This is a genomic window from Streptomyces sp. 2-1, assembly GCF_048564895.1.
GTDB classification, from domain to species: domain Bacteria; phylum Actinomycetota; class Actinomycetes; order Streptomycetales; family Streptomycetaceae; genus Streptomyces; species Streptomyces phaeochromogenes.
This window is the reverse complement of the sequence record NZ_CP183383.1, coordinates 11,276,623-11,294,336: the sequence shown is the minus strand read 5'-3', so window position 1 is coordinate 11,294,336 and position 17,714 is coordinate 11,276,623. Positions and strand designations below refer to the sequence as shown.

At 70.2% G+C, this 17,714-nt stretch carries 12 protein-coding genes and 4 pseudogenes; 9 read left to right on the top strand and 7 right to left on the bottom strand.

All coding sequences use genetic code 11. From position 1 onward, the window contains the following. Together ACN20J_RS49240 and ACN20J_RS49235 are read left to right on the top strand one after the other, a co-directional pair. Positions 1-1,158: pseudogene (locus ACN20J_RS49240) on the top strand (sterol carrier protein domain-containing protein); the annotation flags it as partial. 189 nt (positions 1,159-1,347) lie between these two features. Beyond that, positions 1,348-1,881: pseudogene (locus tag ACN20J_RS49235) on the top strand (SDR family NAD(P)-dependent oxidoreductase); the annotation flags it as partial. A 432-nt stretch (positions 1,882-2,313) separates the two neighbouring features. Here the strand turns inward: ACN20J_RS49235 and ACN20J_RS49230 are convergent. The 4 genes from ACN20J_RS49230 to ACN20J_RS49215 form a co-directional block, all read right to left on the bottom strand. Then, on the bottom strand, positions 2,314-2,970 hold the full coding sequence (locus tag ACN20J_RS49230) for a M15 family metallopeptidase (RefSeq protein WP_361998720.1): 657 nt from the start codon (positions 2,968-2,970) through the stop codon (positions 2,314-2,316). A 249-nt stretch (positions 2,971-3,219) separates the two neighbouring features. Further along, the gene (locus tag ACN20J_RS49225; protein ID WP_190231855.1) at positions 3,220-3,792 is read right to left on the bottom strand and encodes a transcriptional regulator; all 573 of its coding nucleotides are present in this window, start codon (positions 3,790-3,792) and stop codon (positions 3,220-3,222) included. A 102-nt stretch (positions 3,793-3,894) separates the two neighbouring features. After that, the gene (locus tag ACN20J_RS49220) at positions 3,895-5,469 is read right to left on the bottom strand and encodes a helix-turn-helix domain-containing protein (RefSeq protein ID WP_419668719.1); all 1,575 of its coding nucleotides are present in this window, start codon (positions 5,467-5,469) and stop codon (positions 3,895-3,897) included. Beyond that, the gene (locus tag ACN20J_RS49215) at positions 5,469-5,777 is read right to left on the bottom strand and encodes a helix-turn-helix domain-containing protein (RefSeq protein ID WP_190231950.1); all 309 of its coding nucleotides are present in this window, start codon (positions 5,775-5,777) and stop codon (positions 5,469-5,471) included. Before ACN20J_RS49215 ends, ACN20J_RS49220 begins: the two co-directional genes overlap by 1 nt. A gap of 214 nt (positions 5,778-5,991) precedes the next feature. Here ACN20J_RS49215 and ACN20J_RS49210 point away from each other — a divergent pair, with 214 nt between their 5' ends. Further along, positions 5,992-8,478: a Helicase associated domain protein gene (locus tag ACN20J_RS49210; RefSeq protein ID WP_419668718.1), complete on the top strand. Its 2,487-nt coding sequence runs from the start codon at positions 5,992-5,994 to the stop codon at positions 8,476-8,478. A gap of 165 nt (positions 8,479-8,643) precedes the next feature. On the opposite strand, the pseudogene ACN20J_RS49205 reads toward ACN20J_RS49210, so the two are convergent. Then, a pseudogene (locus ACN20J_RS49205) lies at positions 8,644-8,808 on the bottom strand (DUF6009 family protein); the annotation flags it as partial. Positions 8,809-9,195: 387 nt separating this feature from the next. On the opposite strand from ACN20J_RS49205, the gene ACN20J_RS49200 reads away from it, so the two are divergent. The 6 genes from ACN20J_RS49200 (at position 9,196) to ACN20J_RS49175 (ending at position 14,842) form a co-directional block, all read left to right on the top strand. Then, positions 9,196-10,176 (top strand): GNAT family N-acetyltransferase, encoded by a 981-nt coding sequence (locus ACN20J_RS49200; protein WP_190231852.1) that lies wholly within the window; start codon positions 9,196-9,198, stop codon positions 10,174-10,176. 542 nt (positions 10,177-10,718) lie between these two features. Further along, positions 10,719-11,222: an RNA polymerase sigma factor gene (locus tag ACN20J_RS49195; RefSeq protein WP_214666015.1), complete on the top strand. Its 504-nt coding sequence runs from the start codon at positions 10,719-10,721 to the stop codon at positions 11,220-11,222. Further along, positions 11,219-12,037, top strand: a complete 819-nt coding sequence (locus ACN20J_RS49190) for a zf-HC2 domain-containing protein (protein ID WP_361900963.1) — start codon at positions 11,219-11,221, stop codon at positions 12,035-12,037. Before ACN20J_RS49195 ends, ACN20J_RS49190 begins: the two co-directional genes overlap by 4 nt. A 32-nt stretch (positions 12,038-12,069) precedes the next feature. Next, the gene (locus tag ACN20J_RS49185) at positions 12,070-12,879 is read left to right on the top strand and encodes an ABC transporter ATP-binding protein (protein ID WP_189845478.1); all 810 of its coding nucleotides are present in this window, start codon (positions 12,070-12,072) and stop codon (positions 12,877-12,879) included. Then, positions 12,876-14,270 carry a hypothetical protein gene (locus ACN20J_RS49180; RefSeq protein ID WP_419668717.1) on the top strand — a complete coding sequence of 465 codons (1,395 nt, stop codon included), beginning with the start codon at positions 12,876-12,878 and terminating at the stop codon, positions 14,268-14,270. Before ACN20J_RS49185 ends, ACN20J_RS49180 begins: the two co-directional genes overlap by 4 nt. Continuing rightward, positions 14,267-14,842, top strand: coding sequence for a hypothetical protein (locus ACN20J_RS49175; protein ID WP_189845476.1), 576 nt, complete (start codon positions 14,267-14,269; stop codon positions 14,840-14,842). The genes ACN20J_RS49180 and ACN20J_RS49175 overlap by 4 nt, the downstream gene beginning before the upstream one ends. A 122-nt stretch (positions 14,843-14,964) precedes the next feature. Here the strand turns inward: ACN20J_RS49175 and ACN20J_RS49170 are convergent, their stop codons facing one another. After that, complete coding sequence (locus tag ACN20J_RS49170; RefSeq protein ID WP_419668716.1) at positions 14,965-16,884, bottom strand: hypothetical protein; 1,920 nt, start codon at positions 16,882-16,884, stop codon at positions 14,965-14,967. Positions 16,885-17,141: 257 nt separating this feature from the next. Continuing rightward, positions 17,142-17,609 (bottom strand): annotated as a pseudogene (locus ACN20J_RS49165) (transposase); the annotation flags it as partial. Between the last annotated feature and the right edge of the window lie 105 nt (positions 17,610-17,714).

The following is a 17,714-nucleotide window of genomic DNA, read 5'->3' as shown; positions in this document are numbered from 1 at the left end:
CGTTGTCTCCTCCTTGTCACCGCGAGGCTCAGGCGTCGCCCTCCTCGCCGATGCCCCGGACCCTACGTAGCGCCTGCGGCCAGCAACCCTGTTGTTCCGGTACTGGCCGAGGGAGCCCCAGAAAGTCGGATAATGGGGCATCTGCGACCGCTCATGCTCGGCGGGCGACCACCGGAACCACAACGGCTGAGACAGACGGAGAAAGCCGCGATCGCTGCTGCGCCGCCACCAGCGGCCGGCTCGACGGCCGGCGGGGAGTTCCTTTCCGTGCTGCTGGCCTCTGAGGCCCCGATCTACGGCAGGTTCGGCTACGGACCGGCGACCTACACCGCGCAGCTGACAGTGCCGCGCCACAAGGCCGCCCTCGCCGTTCCCCGGGCACACGCAGTGGCCGACGCACCAGCGGCCCGCTCGGACAACGGCCCGGTCGAGGTGCTGCGTCGGGCCGAGTGCGGCGAGATTCTGGAAGAGGTCTACGACCGGTACCGCCGCGCCCAGCCCGGCGCGCTGTCCCGTCCGCACCGCTGGTGGGCCTTGCGCGCGGGGCAGCCCCCGATCTCGCCGGCGCCGCGCTACATCGCCGTCCACCGGGACGCCGACGGCGTCCCGGACGGGTACGCCAGCTACTCGGCCGAGTCCGGCACCCTGACGGTCGACGAGACCATCGCCACCGACGACGCCGTCTTCACGGCCCTGGCCCGGTTCGTACTCGGACACGATCTGGTCTCCCAGGTCGTGTTCAAGCACGTCCCGCCCGGGCACCCCCTGCGCTGGCAGTTCGCGGACTTCCGCGCCGGCGAGGTGAGCAGCGACATGGACTGGCTCTGGGTGCGACTGCTGGACGTCCCGCGTGCTCTGACCGCGCGCGGCTGGTTCACGGACGGCGAACTCGTCCTCGACATCGACGACCCGTTCTTCGGCGAACACGGCCGCTACCTGCTGACCGTCCGGGACGGCAAGGCCGACTGCGTCCCCACGGACCGGAAGCCCGACCTGTCCATGGACGTGCGCGACCTGGGCTCCGTCTACCTCGGCGGCACCGCCCCGAGCACGCTCGTACGTGCCGGACACATCCAAGCCCACCACCAAGACGCAGCCACCCTCGCCGACTCCCTCTTCCGCACCGACCGTCCCCCACACTGCCTGCACTGGTTCTGACCGCGCGCCCGCCGACCCTGCACAAGTCTCGACGGCCCATAGCCACCCGTCGGAGCGAATGCTGCCGACGGGCGAAGTGGCAAGTGGGTCCAGCCAGGAGCAGGGGCGAGGACGGCCGGGCTGGAGCAGGCACACCGCCACGAACGGCCGGACAACCTCGCCTCTAGTGACAAACCGTTAGATGCCCCTACGGTCCGGGCGCGGGGCAAGGGTTTGGACGTGCTCGTGGCGAACGCTGCGGTCGGTGCGTTCGTGACGTTGGAACAGACCACCGAGGAGCACTTCGACCAGACCTTCGCGGTCAACGTCCGAGGCACGCTGTTCACCGTGCAGAAGGCGTTGCCGCTGTTCAACGACGGAGCCTCGGTCGTCCTGGTCGGTTCGACGGCCGGCGACCGCGGAGTGGAGGCGTTCGGCGCGTACGCGGCGTCGAAGGCGGCCGTCCGGTCCTTCGCGCGGACGTGGTCCAACGAGCTCAAGGGCCGTGGCATCCGGGTCAACGCGGTCTCGCCGGCATGGATCGAGACTCCCGGGGGCACCGCCGCTTTCGGCGACGAGGAGACCGCCCGGGCCGTCAAGGAGAATGTCGCCGCGACCGTGGCCAAGGGCCGCATGGGCCAGCCCGAGGAGGCCGCCGCAGTCGTGGCCTTCCTGGCCTCGGAACAGAGCAGCTACGTCGTCGGCGCGAACATCTATGTCGACGGTGGCACGAACCAGATCTGAACAGGCACCACACGATGGGTGGCATCTGAAGCGTTCCAGGTTCAATGCCGCTACTACCAGCTAGTACGGCGGCTGTTAAGGCGGACCACGAGAGGAGGCTTCCTGACCTGGGGCGATGAACCTTGCTGAGGGATTCTGTCGGTCCAGCCGGACGGCGCTCTCTACGTCCAGGTTATCGGGTTGCGTCTCAAGGCCCAGGTCAGTGCCGATGGTTCGGGGGTGGTCGGGGTTGCCGGGGCACAGCTGCTCGCGGATCTTTCTGATGTCACCGAGCTTGCGGCCGCGTGCTTCGCCGCGCTTCTAGAGCTGTCTCACGTCATGCCATAGCGAGTTCGTCTCAGGAAACGTGTCATTTCCTCAGGTGCAGGCCGAGCTCTCCGGTCCGCACCCAGGGCAACTACTCATGGCTCGGGGCCCTTGCGAGGTCTGAGGTCAGTCAAGTTCCATGGGCCCGTAGCGGGCGACTGCCGCTCCTGTCTGCAAGGCCCAGTAGCGGTCTCCGTATGACCAGTGCCACCACTCAGTGGGGTAATTGACCAGGCCGGCAGTGGTGAGCGCAGTGCTCAGGATGCCCCGATGGGAGCGAGCCTTGTCGCTGATGTTGTCGGCCTGCGTGTAACAGGCGCCCGCACTCTCCTCCGGAGTCGCGTTCATACGAGTGCCCATGTCAATCTCACGCCCGCCGGCATCAGCGAGCGTCACGTCAACAGCAGCCCCGGCGCTGTGCGGTGCGATCTCGGGCGGGGATACGTAACGGCTGGCTGCCGAACGGACGTGCTCAGCAGCCCATTCCGGATGTTCGGCACGCAGTTGGGCTGCGTATTCATCGAAGTAGCGACGTTGAAGGGTCGGCGGGCGGTACCCCTCGACGAACAGCAGCCGCATTCCCTGAGGCAGCTGTGCCTGTGCTTTGAGGAGCCGGTCGAGCACTCCTTCCCGCAGGCGAGCGAAGGCACCAGCAGAATCATGCCACTTCCGCTCATCGACCAGCAGGAGGCTGTCTCGTCGCACATCCACAAGCCGTTCACCGCACTCCTGAACAGACACGGCCGCTACCCTCGGATCAGACATCAGAACGATCTCAGTCATGACGCGATCATCTCGCGGCTCTGTGTCGTCCTGACCATCTTCGATCACATGCTGTAGCAGGGAATCCACCACCCAGCAGCCGGTGAGAGCCTGGGCCGGGCAACAGCAGGTCCGCCAGGAAAGCTGGAAACGCTCACAGGGTGAAGAGAAATCGGCCTCAAGAACGTAGCCAGTCTCACGGCGATGTCGCATCCCACATCAGTCGGACATTGGTCGTCAGACTCCGACACGCATAACGAGGCCCTCCAGTCAGGCGGCGAAACCGACGTTCGTCACGTACTCGTACTGGCCCCACTGCGAACCGAGATCGACAACCTGTTCGACCCACGCGTCGTCCAGGTCCTGGGCGTCGCCGGCCGCCCATGCGGCGACGATGCGGTCCCACCGGCGGACGTTCATCGAGCGGAACTCCACCGCCCGCTGGCGGGGCCGGTCCACGGCAGACTGGTTGATCGGGTGGATTTCCACCCGGGTGCCGCGGCCTTCACGGTTGAGGCGGGCGGTCAGGTAGCGGGCGACGTTCTCCCGCCGCACGGTGCGGTACGCCTGCTCGATCGCAGCGAGGTTGCGGCGGGAGGGTGTACGGGTGCCGGCCTGCCAGGCACGCAGAGTGCGGTCGGTGACAGTCAGTCCGGCCGCGCGGGCAGCCTGGCGGGCGTGGGTGCTGCGGGTGAGGTAGTGCAGCCGGGCGAGTAGACCACGGCGGGCCGTGACGGGGGTGGCGATGTAGCCGGCGAGGGCGTCCAGCTGACGCGCGACGGCTTCGAAGCCCTTGATGCCGCGGGCACCATACTTGCCGAACTCGATGTTCCGCTCAGGCATCGTCTCTTCCGAATCCCTCGGGTTGATGGATCACTCTACGGGCTTGGGAGGGGCGATCGCCTGTCCCGGCGGCGCCCGTTGACGCCGGGACGGGGATCGGACTCAGGTGGGGTTCTCAGGGGGCTGCGGGGGCTGGTCTGGGTCGGTGCCGACGGTGTAGACGTCCTTGACCTTGACTTCGGTGACACCCCGGCCTTCGGGGAACACCGCGTGCCAGTCGCCGGCCACGTGCAGTTCGTCGGTGCCCATCGCCCGGACGACCAGCAGGCCTTCGTCGTAGGCGCGGTGGGCTTTCCACCACAGGTTCGCGAACGCCTGGGAGCGGATGAGGTGCATCCAGTCGGTGCGGTAGAGCTCCCGGTTGTAGTTCGACTCCCCCAGCGTGGACACGAACTTCGAGTACATCGCCTTCACATACTCCAGGGTGACCGTGTCGTCCTCGGCGATCGCGCGGTCCCGGGCGTCCTTCAGGGCGATGCGGAACTTCTCCAGCAGCCCCTCGGTGGCCCCCGACGTCCACGACTCGTGAATCTGAGGCGGGTCGCACAAGCCGTACTTCGGGCCGGACACGCGCAGCAGCAGGCGCAGGGTCGGCTCGGTCACCCACAGAGGGCCGGGTTCGTCGCGGTTGCCGATCGGGTCCGGCAGGTAAGCAACGTGGTCCCAGACCGGCGGGGTGATCAGGTGCAGGCCGGCGCGACGCCGGTCGTGGTGATCACCTGTGGTGTGTTCCAGCTGGCCGAGTGGCAGGTGGGTCTTGAGGGCAGACAGGTAGGCGCCGTTGATATCAAGCGCGGTGATCTCGTGCTCGCCGGAGGGAAGTTCCGGGCGGCTCCACTTCGGGCGGGCCTCCCAGATCTGGTCGGCGCCGCGGGCACTCTGCTTGCGCAGGATGTCCGGCAGCCACGGGTGTGCGACCACGTCGTAACGCCCGCCCTTACGGGTGTGGTCCAACAAGGCCATCGCGTCCGGGATCGCCCGCTTGATCAGCGCGGCGGTCGCCGCGTCGACGTCGCCGGAGTATTCGGCGAGCGCGGCCGCGACCGCGGAGCCGATCAGGTCCGGGGTGTCGGATGCCGCCAGCACCCGTCGGCCGACCGGCACGACCTTGACGCCGGACGCCGCCCGAACCGGCTTCCGGGCGGGCGCCGGCTGCCGCGGCTCCTTCATGAGCGCCGCGGGCTCCTCCGGCGGGGTGGGTGCGGGCGTGGCCGTGCCGCACTCGGCAGGGTCCAGGTGCTGCGGGAACCCCTCGACCTGCTGCCAGGCCGGCTGCCCGCACAGCACACACGGCTGAGGCGCGGACAGGACGCCGGAGTTGGCGTCGTCCGTGCCGACAGTCCCCTCCGCTTCCGCCAGGCCGTCATCCCCGGAGACGAGGGCGCCCCCAGCAGCGGGGACGGTGCCGTCGGCGGGGGCGACGGCAGCCGCGGCGGCATCCAGCTTGGTGCGGGCACCCTCAAGGAAGTACGCGTACTTCTCCCGCACCTCACCGCCCGGGTCCCGGCCTGCCTCCCAGCCCCCGACCGTCGACGGGCTCACGCACAGAGCCTGCGCAAGCTGGGCACGAGAAAGGTTCAGTTCCTCGCGCAGGAAGCGCCGCTCGGCGGCGGGCGGCAACGGAACCTCCTGCCCGGCTGCAGCAAGGAGGGCGTCGATCGCATCGAACTCCGCCATCACGCTCCCCCGTCCACAACCGCAGAGCGGGCACCGGGGACGTGGCGGCCGGGCACACGGCGACGTTCCGCGGGAAGCGCCTCGGCCGCCCGAGTCGGACCCGCCAGAAGATCATGCGCCGTGATCCCGTAATGCGCCGCGACCGCCTCACAGTCCGCCAGACTCCATGCGGCGGTGCCGGACTGACGGCGACTCACCTGCGCCTGACTCACCCCCAAAGCAACAGCCAGGCTGGTCTGCGACTCGCCGGTCACATGCAGCAGCGCTGCCACAGCGGACCGCACCCGCTCATCCAGACTCAAACCCATACCGCACACCATACCGATCACGGCTCATCACCTATTCGCTGCACGCATAGCGAGTTGAAAGCGGTGGCTGGACAGACGACATCAGGCGCTGTGCACCCGCCGGTGGACCTGTCATGGGCGCGGGCGGCGGGTGCGGATGGCTGTGTCGTAGGAGGGGGCGGGCACAATCGCTCTGGACACCGCCGCTCGCCCCGGGAAGGCTCCCATGCCCCGTATGACGCTCCGTCCCCATCAGGCCGAAGCCGTGGACAGCGTGGCCAGGTACCTCCAGTCCCCCGCCGGCGGCCGCCTCCCTTCCGAAGGGTTGAGAACGCAGGTGGTGGCCGCCACCGGGTCCGGCAAGACACTGATCGCCGTGGAAGCATCACGCCGACTTGCCGCACGGCGTGTGCTGGTCCTGGTACCGACCCTCGATCTGCTGACCCAGACGACCCGCGCGTGGCGCCGTGGTGGGCGTCGGGGGGCGATGGTGGGGGTGTGCTCGCTGCGGGCGCAGGAGAGCGACGGGGTGCCGTGTACGACCGATCCGGACGAGCTGGCCGCGTGGGTGTCGGGGCTGGAGTCGGTGACGGTCTTCGCGACGTACGCGTCGGTCGGTCTGGGGATCCTCCAGCGGGCTCATGCGGCCGGCTTGCCGGTGTGGGACCTGATGGTCGTGGACGAGGCGCACCGGACCAGTGGTGATGGTGCGAAGCCGTGGGCGGCGGTGCATGACCAGCAGCAGATCCCGGCAGTGCGCAGGCTCTACATGACCGCCACGGCCCGGATCTGGGAAGCCGAAACAGACCGGCCACGCCTGGTGGCAAGCATGGACGAGGACAGTGCGGTGTTCGGTCCGGTCGCGTACAAGCTGCGGTTGTCGGAGGCGATCCGGCTCGGGCTCGTGGCGCCCTACCAGGTGCTCTGTCTCGACATCCGCGACCCACAGCTGTACGCCGCCCTCACGAGCGAGGACACCGGCTCCCCGGCGGTCCGCGGGGCCCGGCTTGCTGCCGTTCAGGCCGGGTTGATGCGCGCGGCGGTGGAGGAGCGGTTCCGGCGGGTCCTTTCGTTCCACAGCCGGATCGGGGAAGCGGAGGCGATGGCGGCCGGGGTGCCGGCGGTCGCCTCGCGCCTGGCACAGGACGACCCCGACACGTTCCCGGCTGCGGAGCGGGTCTGGGCGGACTGGCTGTACGGGGAGCACGCGCCCCTTCACCGGCGGCGGGTGCTGGAGGAGTTCGCCTCCGATCTCCTCGGAGAGGCAGCGCATCACGGTGAGGACATTCCCGCCGTGCTGCGGGTGTTGAGCTCCGTCCGGGTCCTCGGCGAAGGCGTGGACACCGCCGAGTGTGATGCGGTGCTTTTCGCGGATGCACGCGGGTCGATGGTCGACATCGTGCAGATGGTCGGGCGCGCGCTGCGGATGCAGCCCGGTGCCGGGAAACTGGCCACGCTGATCGTGCCTGTCTTTCTCGGGCCGGACGAGGATCCGGACGACATGCTGACCTCGGATGCCTACAGCACCCTCACGAAGGTCCTGGAAGCTCTCCGGGCACACGACACAGAGACGATCGAAGCCCTCGCCGATCCTCGCCTGCGCAACAGCCGCCCCGCAGCCGAACCCGACGACACGGAGAGTGCGTTCGCCCCTGACGCGGACGGCCAGGAGCAGCAGGGCGAGGACGTCGTGCGGGTGAGCGGGCCGGCGGCCGGGGTGCTGCGGTTCAGCGAGGAGCGGGATCCGTTCGCGCTGACGCAGTTCATCCGGCTGCGGGTCATCGACCCTGAAGGCGCCTACTGGCGGCGCGGCATCGAAGCCGCCACACGATGGCTGCGCGAGACCGGCAGCAGCGAGCTGCGGGTGCCCTACACCTACACGGCCCCGGCCGAGTGGGGAGCGGTCGGCGGGTATCCGCTGGGCCGGTGGATCGCCGACCTGCGCCGCTACTACACCGCCGGCACCCTCGAAGGCCAGCGCGTCTCCGAACTCGAGACGCTCGGGATGGTGTGGTCGGCGTGGGACACCGCGTTCGCCGAAGGCCTCACCGTCGCCCGCCAATGGGCTGATGTACACGGTCACCTCCTCCCACCTGCCACGGCCGTCTGGGAGGACTTCCCCATCGGGACCTGGACCAAAAATCAGCGCGCAGCGGCCCGCAGGACACTCCAGAACACCGAACGACGCGCCGCCGGGGAAACAATCTCCAGCGTCGGCGAGCTCTCAGGGAGCCGCATGGAGGCGCTGGACGCGATCGATCCAGGGTGGTGCCCTGCGTGGGAGATCGGATGGCAGCGCAGCTTCCGTCTCACCCTCACGCACCTGCGGGCCGGCGGAACACTGCCTACGGTGTCGGGCGACCTGGTCGTGCAGGGCGAAGACCTCCGAGCCTGGGCGGCCGCGCAGCGCACGGGCTGGGACCGGCTGCTCCCCGCACAACAATGGCTCCTGGCCAACACGCTCGGCATCGCCCCCGCAGACGAGACGGAACAACCTCCGGCCCGCCGCACACAAGCTGACCGATGGGCCACCCACCTCACCGCAGCCCGCCAATTCCACACCCGCGAAGGGCATTTGAACGCGGGACGCAAGCATGTGGAACAAATGGAGGACGGCACGGAAGTGAAGCTGGGCGGATGGCTCGACAACACCCGCCGCAGAGCCACCAAACTCACGCCCGAGCGACGCGCGGAACTCGATGAACTCGGCATGCGCTGGTAGACGCGCTCCCGTACTGCACGACTGCCCTGCACGCACGAACCGGCGAGCGCAGGGCAGTCCGTGTTGTCCACCAAGCAGCCCTGTTCGCGAATGTCAGCCGCAGGCGGCGGTACGGAAGGTGCCCGAGGCACGGGACGGTTTCACGGTGGATCCGAGCAGCACCTAGCCCACCGTGCGTCCGCCGCGGTGGTAGGCGGGCCGGCCTTTGCATGTGGGCAGCCGGTCCAGGCTCTGGCGTAGGTAGTCGAGGTGGTCGATGTCCTCCAGCCACACGATCTCGGCTTCGGTACTCGCAACACCACCGCCGGGCCGTACGCCAACGGCATGGATCTCCACCCACCTCTCCCCCGTCGCCAGCGAACCCAGCAGCCCCTCGCGTCTGGTCTTGTTCACGGACCTTGTTCACGGTTCACGACGGCGGATTGTTCTGCACCCTGAGAGGCGCCCGCCCGAGGCCGAGGTCGATGTTCACGAGAACGGACAGCACCCGTCGGCTGACTCTCCGTCCCGGGCAGGGGGTGGCCTTCCTGGGCCTCGGTATCCGTAGTTGCCGTTGTTCGACCGGTCGGTAGTCGGCCTGGTGACTGCTGCAGTTCCCGGCGGACAGATAAGGCAGACCGGCCGGGTCCTCGGTCCCTGAGTATCGGTGGACCTTTCGCCTCGCCTGTGGCGCACGCCCGTGGTGCGATGAAACAGGGGGTCGGGAAGGAGAGAGCGATGACCCCACCGGCAGGGGAACGCAAGAGTGGCACGGGCACTGTGTCGGTCCGCACGCTGGGTGAGGCGGACCTGGATCGGGCCGACGAGATCTTCAGGGTCGCCTTCGGGACGTTCCTCGGGGCTCCCGAGCCGAAGACGTTCTTCGGGACCGCCGACTACGTCCGCACCCGCTGGGCGGCCGATCCACGGGCGGCCTTCGCAGCGACGGTCGAGGGCGAAGTCGCCGGATCGAACTTTGCCGTCAACTGGGGCAGCGTCGGGTACTTCGGCCCGCTGACCGTGCGTCCGGACCTGTGGGACCAGGGCGTCGGCAGGCGCCTCATGGAGCCGGTCATGGACTGCTTCGACACCTGGGAGAACCGCCACCTGGGCCTGTTCACCTTCTCGCACAGTCCAAAGCACCTTGAGCTCTACCGCCGGTACGGTTTCTGGCCCCGATTCCTCACAGCCATCATGAAGAAGCAGGTAGCAGGCAGTGCCGCGGTCCCCGGCCGAGTGCTGTACGGCCGGCTGCCCGCCGCCCAGCAGCCCGACGCCCTGAGCCTGTGTCGCGCGCTGACCGGGGCCGTGTACGAGGGCCTGAGCCTGGAGCGCGAGATCGTGGCCACGCACGCGCAGGGGCTCGGAGACACCATCCTGCTCCAGGGCGCCGGCTCCGAGCTCGACGGCCTGGCCGTGTGCCACTGCGGAGCCGGGTCGGAGGCCGGAGAGGACGTGTGCTTCGTCAAGTTCGGAGCCGTACGCCCTGGCCCGGAGGCCGCCGACCGGTTCGAACGACTGCTTGGCGCGTGCGAGCAGCTGGCCGTCGAGCGCGGACTGGGTCAACTGGACGCCGGGATGAACCTGGGCCGCCCGGATGCGTACCGGCGCATGATCGACCGCGGTTTCCGCACCTGGTTGCAGGGCGTGACCATGCACAGGCCCAACGAACCCGGCTACAGCCATCCCGACGCCTACGTGATCGACGACTGGCGCTGAGACCCCGCCACACTCGGCCCACCGGGGAAACGCCCAGCGCTGCCCGCACCCGTGAACATCCGGCCGTCGGCGCCGACGGCCGGACACCTCCCGGACCGCTGTCGGAGTGCTGCCCCTGCTCATGGACAGAACCACGCGTCCTGCATCACCCTCGTCGACACCGCCAACGGCATCGCCGTACGGCAGCCCCCACCGCCTGGATGTTCCCCAACCTCGGCTGGCCGTCCATCTCCACGGGCAGCCGGAGGGCCGCTGGACCGGCCTGGACACCACTGTCGCCTTCGGCCCCACCGGCCAGGGCCTCACCAGCAGCGTCCGGCGCGACATCAACGGGCCGGTCGGCCACGTCCAGCAGATCCGCAGTTCGGCCCTTGCCGAACCGCTGATACCCACGATGCCCGAGGGCCCACGACAGCAAAGTTCCCTGTGTGACGTGGATCACGGTGATGGGAAAACCTGTCGCCCGGGCCGGGCGTCTAGCAGGTGTGAGATCAGTCAGAGCAGCGCTGCACGAGGTGGACGAGGAGCGTCTCGTCCGGCTGGTGGCAAAAGGCGACCGTGCCGCGTTCGAAGAGCTGTACCGGCGTACGTCGCCGTGGATGGCGGTGCGGCTGCGCCGCCGGTGTGTGGACGAGCAGATCGTCGCGGAGGTCATGCAGGAGACCTACCTGGCGGTGTGGCGCGCGGCGGGTGCGTTCGCCGGGGCCGCGGTCGGGGGGACGGCCACCGGTTGGCTGTGGACGATCGCGGCGCGCCGCCTCGTCGACGCGTTCCGGCGCAGGGCGCACCACGCGCAGCTGCCACCGGCCGCCGCTCCGCCCGACGTGGCTCCCGCCGCCGAGGAGTTGGCGCTCGCGGGGACCGTCGGCGGTGAGGTCGGGGACGCGCTGCGGTGCCTCGCTCCGGAGCTGAGACAGGTATTGCAGGCGATGGTGCTCGACGGGCTGTCCGTCCGGGAGACCGCGGTCCTGCTCGGGCTGCCCGAGGGCACGGTCAAGACCCGTGCCCGCCGGGCCCGTATCGAGATGCGGAGGGCTCTGGCATGAGTATCGAACACGCGTCGAAGCGGATCATTGAGGGGTACGTGCGGGGCGGCGGGGACCTCTCCGCCGACGAGGTGTGGGCCGTGGAGGCGCATCTGGAGATGTGCCGGGTGTGCCGTGACCGGTTGGCTGCCGCTGTCGGTGCCGGGGTGCCCGCCGTGGCGTCGCTCCTCGACACCGTGTGGTCCGGCCTCGAGCCCCAACTCGCGGTCACTGCCACGATGCCGCGCCGACGGCGCTGGTCGGCGCCGCTGTCGAGGTGGATGACGCCCACGATGGTGCCGTGGCTGGCCATGGTCGTGGGCGTGACGCTGCTGGCCCTGCTGCTCGACCTGTCCCACACCGGCCCCGGCGAGGTCTCGCTGGTGCTGCTGCTCGCGCCCATCCTGCCCGTGCTCGGCGTCGCGGTGTCGTGGTCGCGCGGTCTGGACCCGGCGTACGAACTGACGGCCTCCGTGCCCAGAGCCGGGCTCTATCTGGTGCTGCGGCGCACCGCGTCCGTGCTTGCCGTGCTCGTCCCGGCGCTGCTGGTGGGCGGATGGGCGACAGGGGTGATGGTGGCTCAGTGGCTGCTGCCCTGCCTGGCCTTCACAGCCACGACGCTGGCGCTCGGCGGTGTCGTCGGGGTGACCCGCGCCGCCGTCGTGCTGGCCACTGTCTGGGCCGCCGTGGTCGTGGCACCGACCTTGGCCACCAGCCGTACGACCTTCGCCCTGCAGACGGACGGTCTGCCCGCGTGGGGGCTGATCCTCGCACTCGGCATCGGTGTCGTGATCGCCCGCAGAGGCGCGTACACCGTGCTGGGAGCTCATCGATGACCATCGGAAAGAACATGGGAAAGGAACACCACATGACGTCCGCCGTGAGCGCGGCCGACATCGCACCGACGGCCTACGCCTGGGAGATCCAGGCCACCGGGCTGAAGGTCAGGGTCGGCAGGAAACGGATGGCCGTCGACGGCCTCGACCTGTCGCTGGGCATCGGCGTCCACGGACTCCTCGGCCCGAACGGGGCGGGCAAGACCACCCTCATCCGGACGCTGGCCACCGTGCTGCGCCCCACCGAGGGCAGCTTGGAACTGCTCGGCGCATCCGTGGGCGGCATGGGCGAGCACCGTGCGGTACGCCGCCGGATCGGCTACCTGCCGCAGGAGTTCGGCTACTACAAACGCTTCACGGTGCGCGAGTTCGTCGAGTACATGGCGTGGCTGAAGGAGGTACCCAAAGCCGACATCCCCGCCGCGGTGCAGCGCGCCGTGGAGCGGGTGGGTCTGGCGGACCGCGCCGACGAGAGGATGAAGGCCCTGTCGGGCGGCATGGTGCGCAGGGTCGGCATCGCCCAGGCCATCGTCAACGACCCGACGATCCTGCTCCTGGACGAGCCGACGGTCGGCCTGGACCCGGCGCAGCGGCTGCGCTTCCGCGAGCTGCTGCAGGAGTTGGGTACGGACACCTGTGTGCTCGTCTCCACCCATCTGGTGGAGGACGTCGCCGCCGCCTGCACCGACGTGGTGCTCTTCGCCGAGGGCCGGCTGGTCTTCCAGGGCCCTCCGGACGAACTGGCCTCGGCGGGCGGCCCCGAACACGTGGGTGACAGCCCGCTGGAGCGCGGCTACTCGGCCCTGCTGCTCAACCCCGAGCAAGGAAGGGGCACTTGGTGAACAGCCGCGTCCTGCGTATCGAGTTGAGGCGTTCGGTCGCCCCATGGGCCGGCCTTGTGGTCCTGGTACCGGCGCTGGCGTTCCTGTACCTGCTGAACGGCGCCTGGTGGAGTGGCACCACGGCGTGGACGGCCCAGTGGACACCACTGGCCCTGTGGACCCGCTCCCTGCTGTTCTACCTGTGGCCGCTCGCCGTCGGGCTCGGGGCGCTGCAGGGACTGCGCGACCACCGCTCGAAGATGTCCGAGCTGCTGACGAGCACCCCGCGGCCCGCCCGGCACCGCGCGGCCACCCTGGTGGGCGCGACGGCGATCACGCTGGCCTCGGCCTTCGCGTTCCTCGTCCTCGTGGGTGGGGTCCAGGTGCTCGCCCACACCGAGTACACGCACCTCGGATGGCTGCCGATCTCGCTGGTGGGGGCGCTCTTCCTCGTCGCGGGGGCCGTGCTGGGCATGGGGGCCGGGCGCGCCCTGCCGTCCCCGCTCACCCCACCCGCGCTGGCCATGGGCGCCTTCGTGTTCACAGCCCTCATGCACATGTCGCTGGGCCGGACGGAGACGGACACCGCGGACGGGTTCACGAGCACGGAACCCAACCGGATCTCGCTGCTGTCACCGACAGTGGAAGAGGCGCGCGAGGCGTTCGTCACGCTCTCCGCCTCCGTGCACCTCGGGCAGACGCTCTGGCTGCTCGGCATGACCGCGACCGGCTTCGCACTGCTGGTCGCCGCCACCCCGCGCGCCCGGCTCACCGCCCTGACGCCCGTCCTGGCGGGCGCCGCGATCGCCCTGCTCGTCCTCCCCGCCGACCCGGGCCGGATGTACGTCGTCGACAAGGACGCCGCGGAGCCGGTGTGCGACGGCCCGGTGTGCGTGACGAAGACGCAGCAGGCACGACTCGCGGACCTCGCGGGCCCCGGCAAGGAGGCGCTGCGCCTGCTGCACGGTTCCCTGGGCGCTCAGGCGCCGGTCTCGATCCGGGAGAACACCGCCGTACTGCCCGAGGGCTCCACGCCGCGGTGGTCCGGCAAGACCGTACTCCTCGACTTCGACGACGACATCGTCGCCGCCGCGAAGGGCGAGGAGCTCACCCGGGCCCTGATCGCCAAAGGCATGGTGCCAGGGTGCACCCCCGTCGGCTGGAGCGGCTTCGGAGGAGATGAATACGCGCAGGCCATCGCGGCCGGCTGGGTCCTCGGGGACCTCAAGCCGCTCCGCGGCACGCCGGCAAATATGCGCCACGAGGTCGAATCCGAGACCCGCCCGGTGTGGAAGAAACTCAAGGCGCTTCCCCGGGCCGGGCAGCTCTCGCGGATCAACGCAATGCGCTCCGCCGCGCTCTCCTGCGAGGGCGACCCGTTCGAGGTGCTGTCCGGCGGTGCGTCCCGGTGAGATGGCTGACGCTGTACGCCCGCTCGCGTCAGATACCCGCGTCACTCGCCGCGCTGGTGATCGGCGTGGCAGCCGTGTGCGCACTCGCCCGGGACGAGGGCGCGGGACCCGGTGATCCGCGGGTGCCCGTGCTCGTCCTCGCCACGGGGGCGATGGCCTTCTCGATCGGGCTCGGCGGGCAGGACCTCGCGCTGGACCGGACGGCCGCGATCCGCTGGATGCCCCGCAGAGCGGCGCACGTGCTGCTCGCCGGCGCGGTCGTCGCCGCGGCGCTGCTGACAGTACAGACCATGGGCGCGCCCATGGCCACCACCGCGTTCGTCGTCCGGGACAGCGCGGGCCTGATGGGACTGGTCGCCCTGGGCGCGGCGCTCTCGAGCGGCCAGTACTCATGGACGCTGCCGTTCGCCTGGCTGTTGTTCTCGTTCTTCGCCCCGCCCCCGACGACTGCGCCGATGGAAGTGGCGACATGGATGCTGCTGCCTCCCGGCACAGCAGCGGGCACCTGGACGGCCCTGGTCCTCACGGTCGTCGGCACCACGGCCTACGCCGTCACGGGACCGAGACGGTAACGCCCTTCACCAACCGTGACAGCTTCCCGTGATCGCTGCCAGAGCCCAACCCGAGCCGCCCTGGGGGCGGTCTGCCGGACTTCGGAGCCAGACCCCACGGCCGCCCCGCGAGGTGGGGGTGTTCACCGCCGGGCTGCCACGGCCGCGGCCGCCTCGGCCAGGATCCGGTACAGGACGGGGACCGGGATCGCCGGATTGGTGACCGCCGCGCATGCCGTGTCGCGGTCGTGCAGCAGCCCGGCAAGCACGCGGGCAGGCAGCCGCAGATTGCGTATCACGGTCCCGCGGACGTGGGCCGCCGGGTCGTTCAGCAGCCGCACCGCGTCGGCCGGTGACAGGCGGGGGTCCTCGGCCGCGCGGCGGCGCACCTCGGCTTCGGGATCCCGGGCCAGACGTGCAACGTCGGCTGGTGTCGACTCCGGATCGTCCAGGACCAGGCGGCGCATCCGCCCGCTGGGGTCGGCGGTGTAGCGCAGCAGGCCCGTACGGGGAAAGTTGGGGTGGCTGCGGGGCCGGCCGGGGTGGCTGAAGCTGCCGTCCCACCAGCGCCAGACCTCCAGCAGCATCTCGGCCGGCGCGTCATCGCACGATTCGGCGAGGAACAGGCGGACCGTCCGGTCCTCGTCCCGCGCCAGACGCTCCACGACGTCCGGTGGAAGATGCCGGGCACGGGCCACGCTTCGGCGGATGAGCGGATGGGACGATACGGCGAGGCGGCGCATCGCGTCGGCGTCACCATGCAGGGCCGCGACCCAGGGCAGAGTGCGCGACATCGACGTCGCGTCGAAGTCGTAGCGCACCGCGGCACGCTGCTCCTCGTCGAGGTCGGGCCGCAGTGCCACCGCCGAGCGGATGTCGTCGTACGGGTCCTGCGCCAGGACGGCGACGCCGTGGGCGCTGAGCCGCGGGTTGGCGGCCAGCGCTCGGCGTACCTCCGCGTCCCCGTCCCGGACCAGCTCCTCCTCCAACTCAGGCGCAAGACGGCACTGTTCGAGCGCGCGCCCGGGCGCCGCCAGCGCGGCAAAGACCTCACGGGGCATGGGGACACCGGTGTGGTGTGCCAGCAGCGCCGCCGTACGCACCACGTCGTCGGTGTCGGCCAGCAGCCGCTCCCGCAGCGGCGCGGCGAGGTCTTCCCACCGTGCGCAGGCAGTCGCCCGCACCCGGGGATCGGCGTCGGCCACGAGGCTGGAGAGGTGGCGCGCAGGGAGCCCCGGGAGTTCGGCGGCCTGAGCGCGGGACGAGCCGGCGAGGAGGTCGTCGTACAGGTCCCCGGGGAGTTCGACGCCCCAAGCGCAGGCATGCTCGGCCCAGAGCACGCGCCGGCTCGGCGACGGTTCGGCGCGGACCAGGCGTACCCACTGACCGGACGTGAGCTTGGGCCGGAAGGTGTCCGCCGGACTTGAGCGCACCCGCGGATCGGGATGCGCCAGGACGGCGTCGAGTACGGCGGGCCGGTCGCAGCCGTGCAGGAAGCCCACCTCCACATCCAGCAGCCGGATCAGCAGCTCGTCCGGCGCGGCCGGATTGGACCCGATCCCCTCCGCCCAGTGCAAAGGCCATGCCGGCCGGCCGGGCACCGCCGCCCACAGCTCGGCACGCTCAACCTCCGTCTCGAGCCCGGCAACCTCGGCGGCCTCCTCCAGCCGCTCCGGCAGTCGGTCGAGGGCCGTCACCCGAGGCCCGTCCGCGCCGGGCACCTCCGCCAACAGCACCTGCCCGTCGAGGGAGAGCGCCACGAACCCGGGAGCGCCGGTCAGCCCCGGCACACCGCCGCCGGCGTAGCGGACCCGGGTCCACCAGGAGTCGTTGCCGCCGATCCGATGCCCCAGGACGGCCACCAGGAACTCGCCGTCGTCACCCGAAAGGCGGCGCCACCACTCAGCGTCCAGCGCCTCCCGGACCGCGCCGTCCGGCGCCGCGATCCCCCGCGCGATACGCCAGCCGGCCTCCGGCGGGAACAGGCTGCCCGGGAACACGTCCTCGACAACCGCGAGTCCAGCACATGAGAGCAGTTCATGGAGTCCCTCTCGGCGTCGCACACGATCATGATCCCTGCCGACTCGCGGTGGGACAAGGCCCTCAGCCCAGGCCCAACCGGCCCTCACCCGCGGACACGTCATCGACCGCAATGCCGTTCCGCCCCGCACCGCTTCGAGGCTCGGCGGCCATTCCTCGGCGCGGACACCGCAGCAGTCAGGGCCTGCGCGTCGGACACCACGAGACCCAGCACGCGCCGAACACCTGCGGCTCCCGCCGTCACCGCGGCGAGCGCCTGAACCACTTGAAGCGTGGTGCCCCGTCTGGTGGTTCTGCCGACGTCGTAGCGGTTGGCGGGCCAACGGTTCTTCGAGCCGGATGGGCATCCGGGACCGGCAGTAGTGGGTTTCGGCGCACCGGCCGGTCGGGGGTGGTCTTCGCGCGGAGGTTCCGAAACCCTCGACGGACCCGTGCCGGGGTGAGCCGACCTGCGGGAGCGGGGCGCTCCCACGGCCGGCGCAGATCCCGCGATACCGCGGGGGAAGGTGCGGAGCCTCGGCACGGTCCAGCCGAGGGTCTGCTTGAAAAACCTGAACTTGTACTCAAGGCCGAAGCGGCACAAGAACATCTGCCACAACCGGTCTACATACGCGGATGACGCGCCCACGCGTGAAGACCACAACCACAACGGTCTCGGGTCACTATCGCTCGGCAGGTGGTCCACGACGAGGCGGATCAAAGTGCCTTCCAACACCGGCAGATCACCGTCGTAGTCCAGCCACGATGTCCCGCCGTGGATACAGGACCGGGCGCCCGCCGCCACCTGCCCGAGCGCCTCTGACCGGGATGTACGGCGCGATGATCTCCCACTCGGTATCCGAGGTGTCCGACG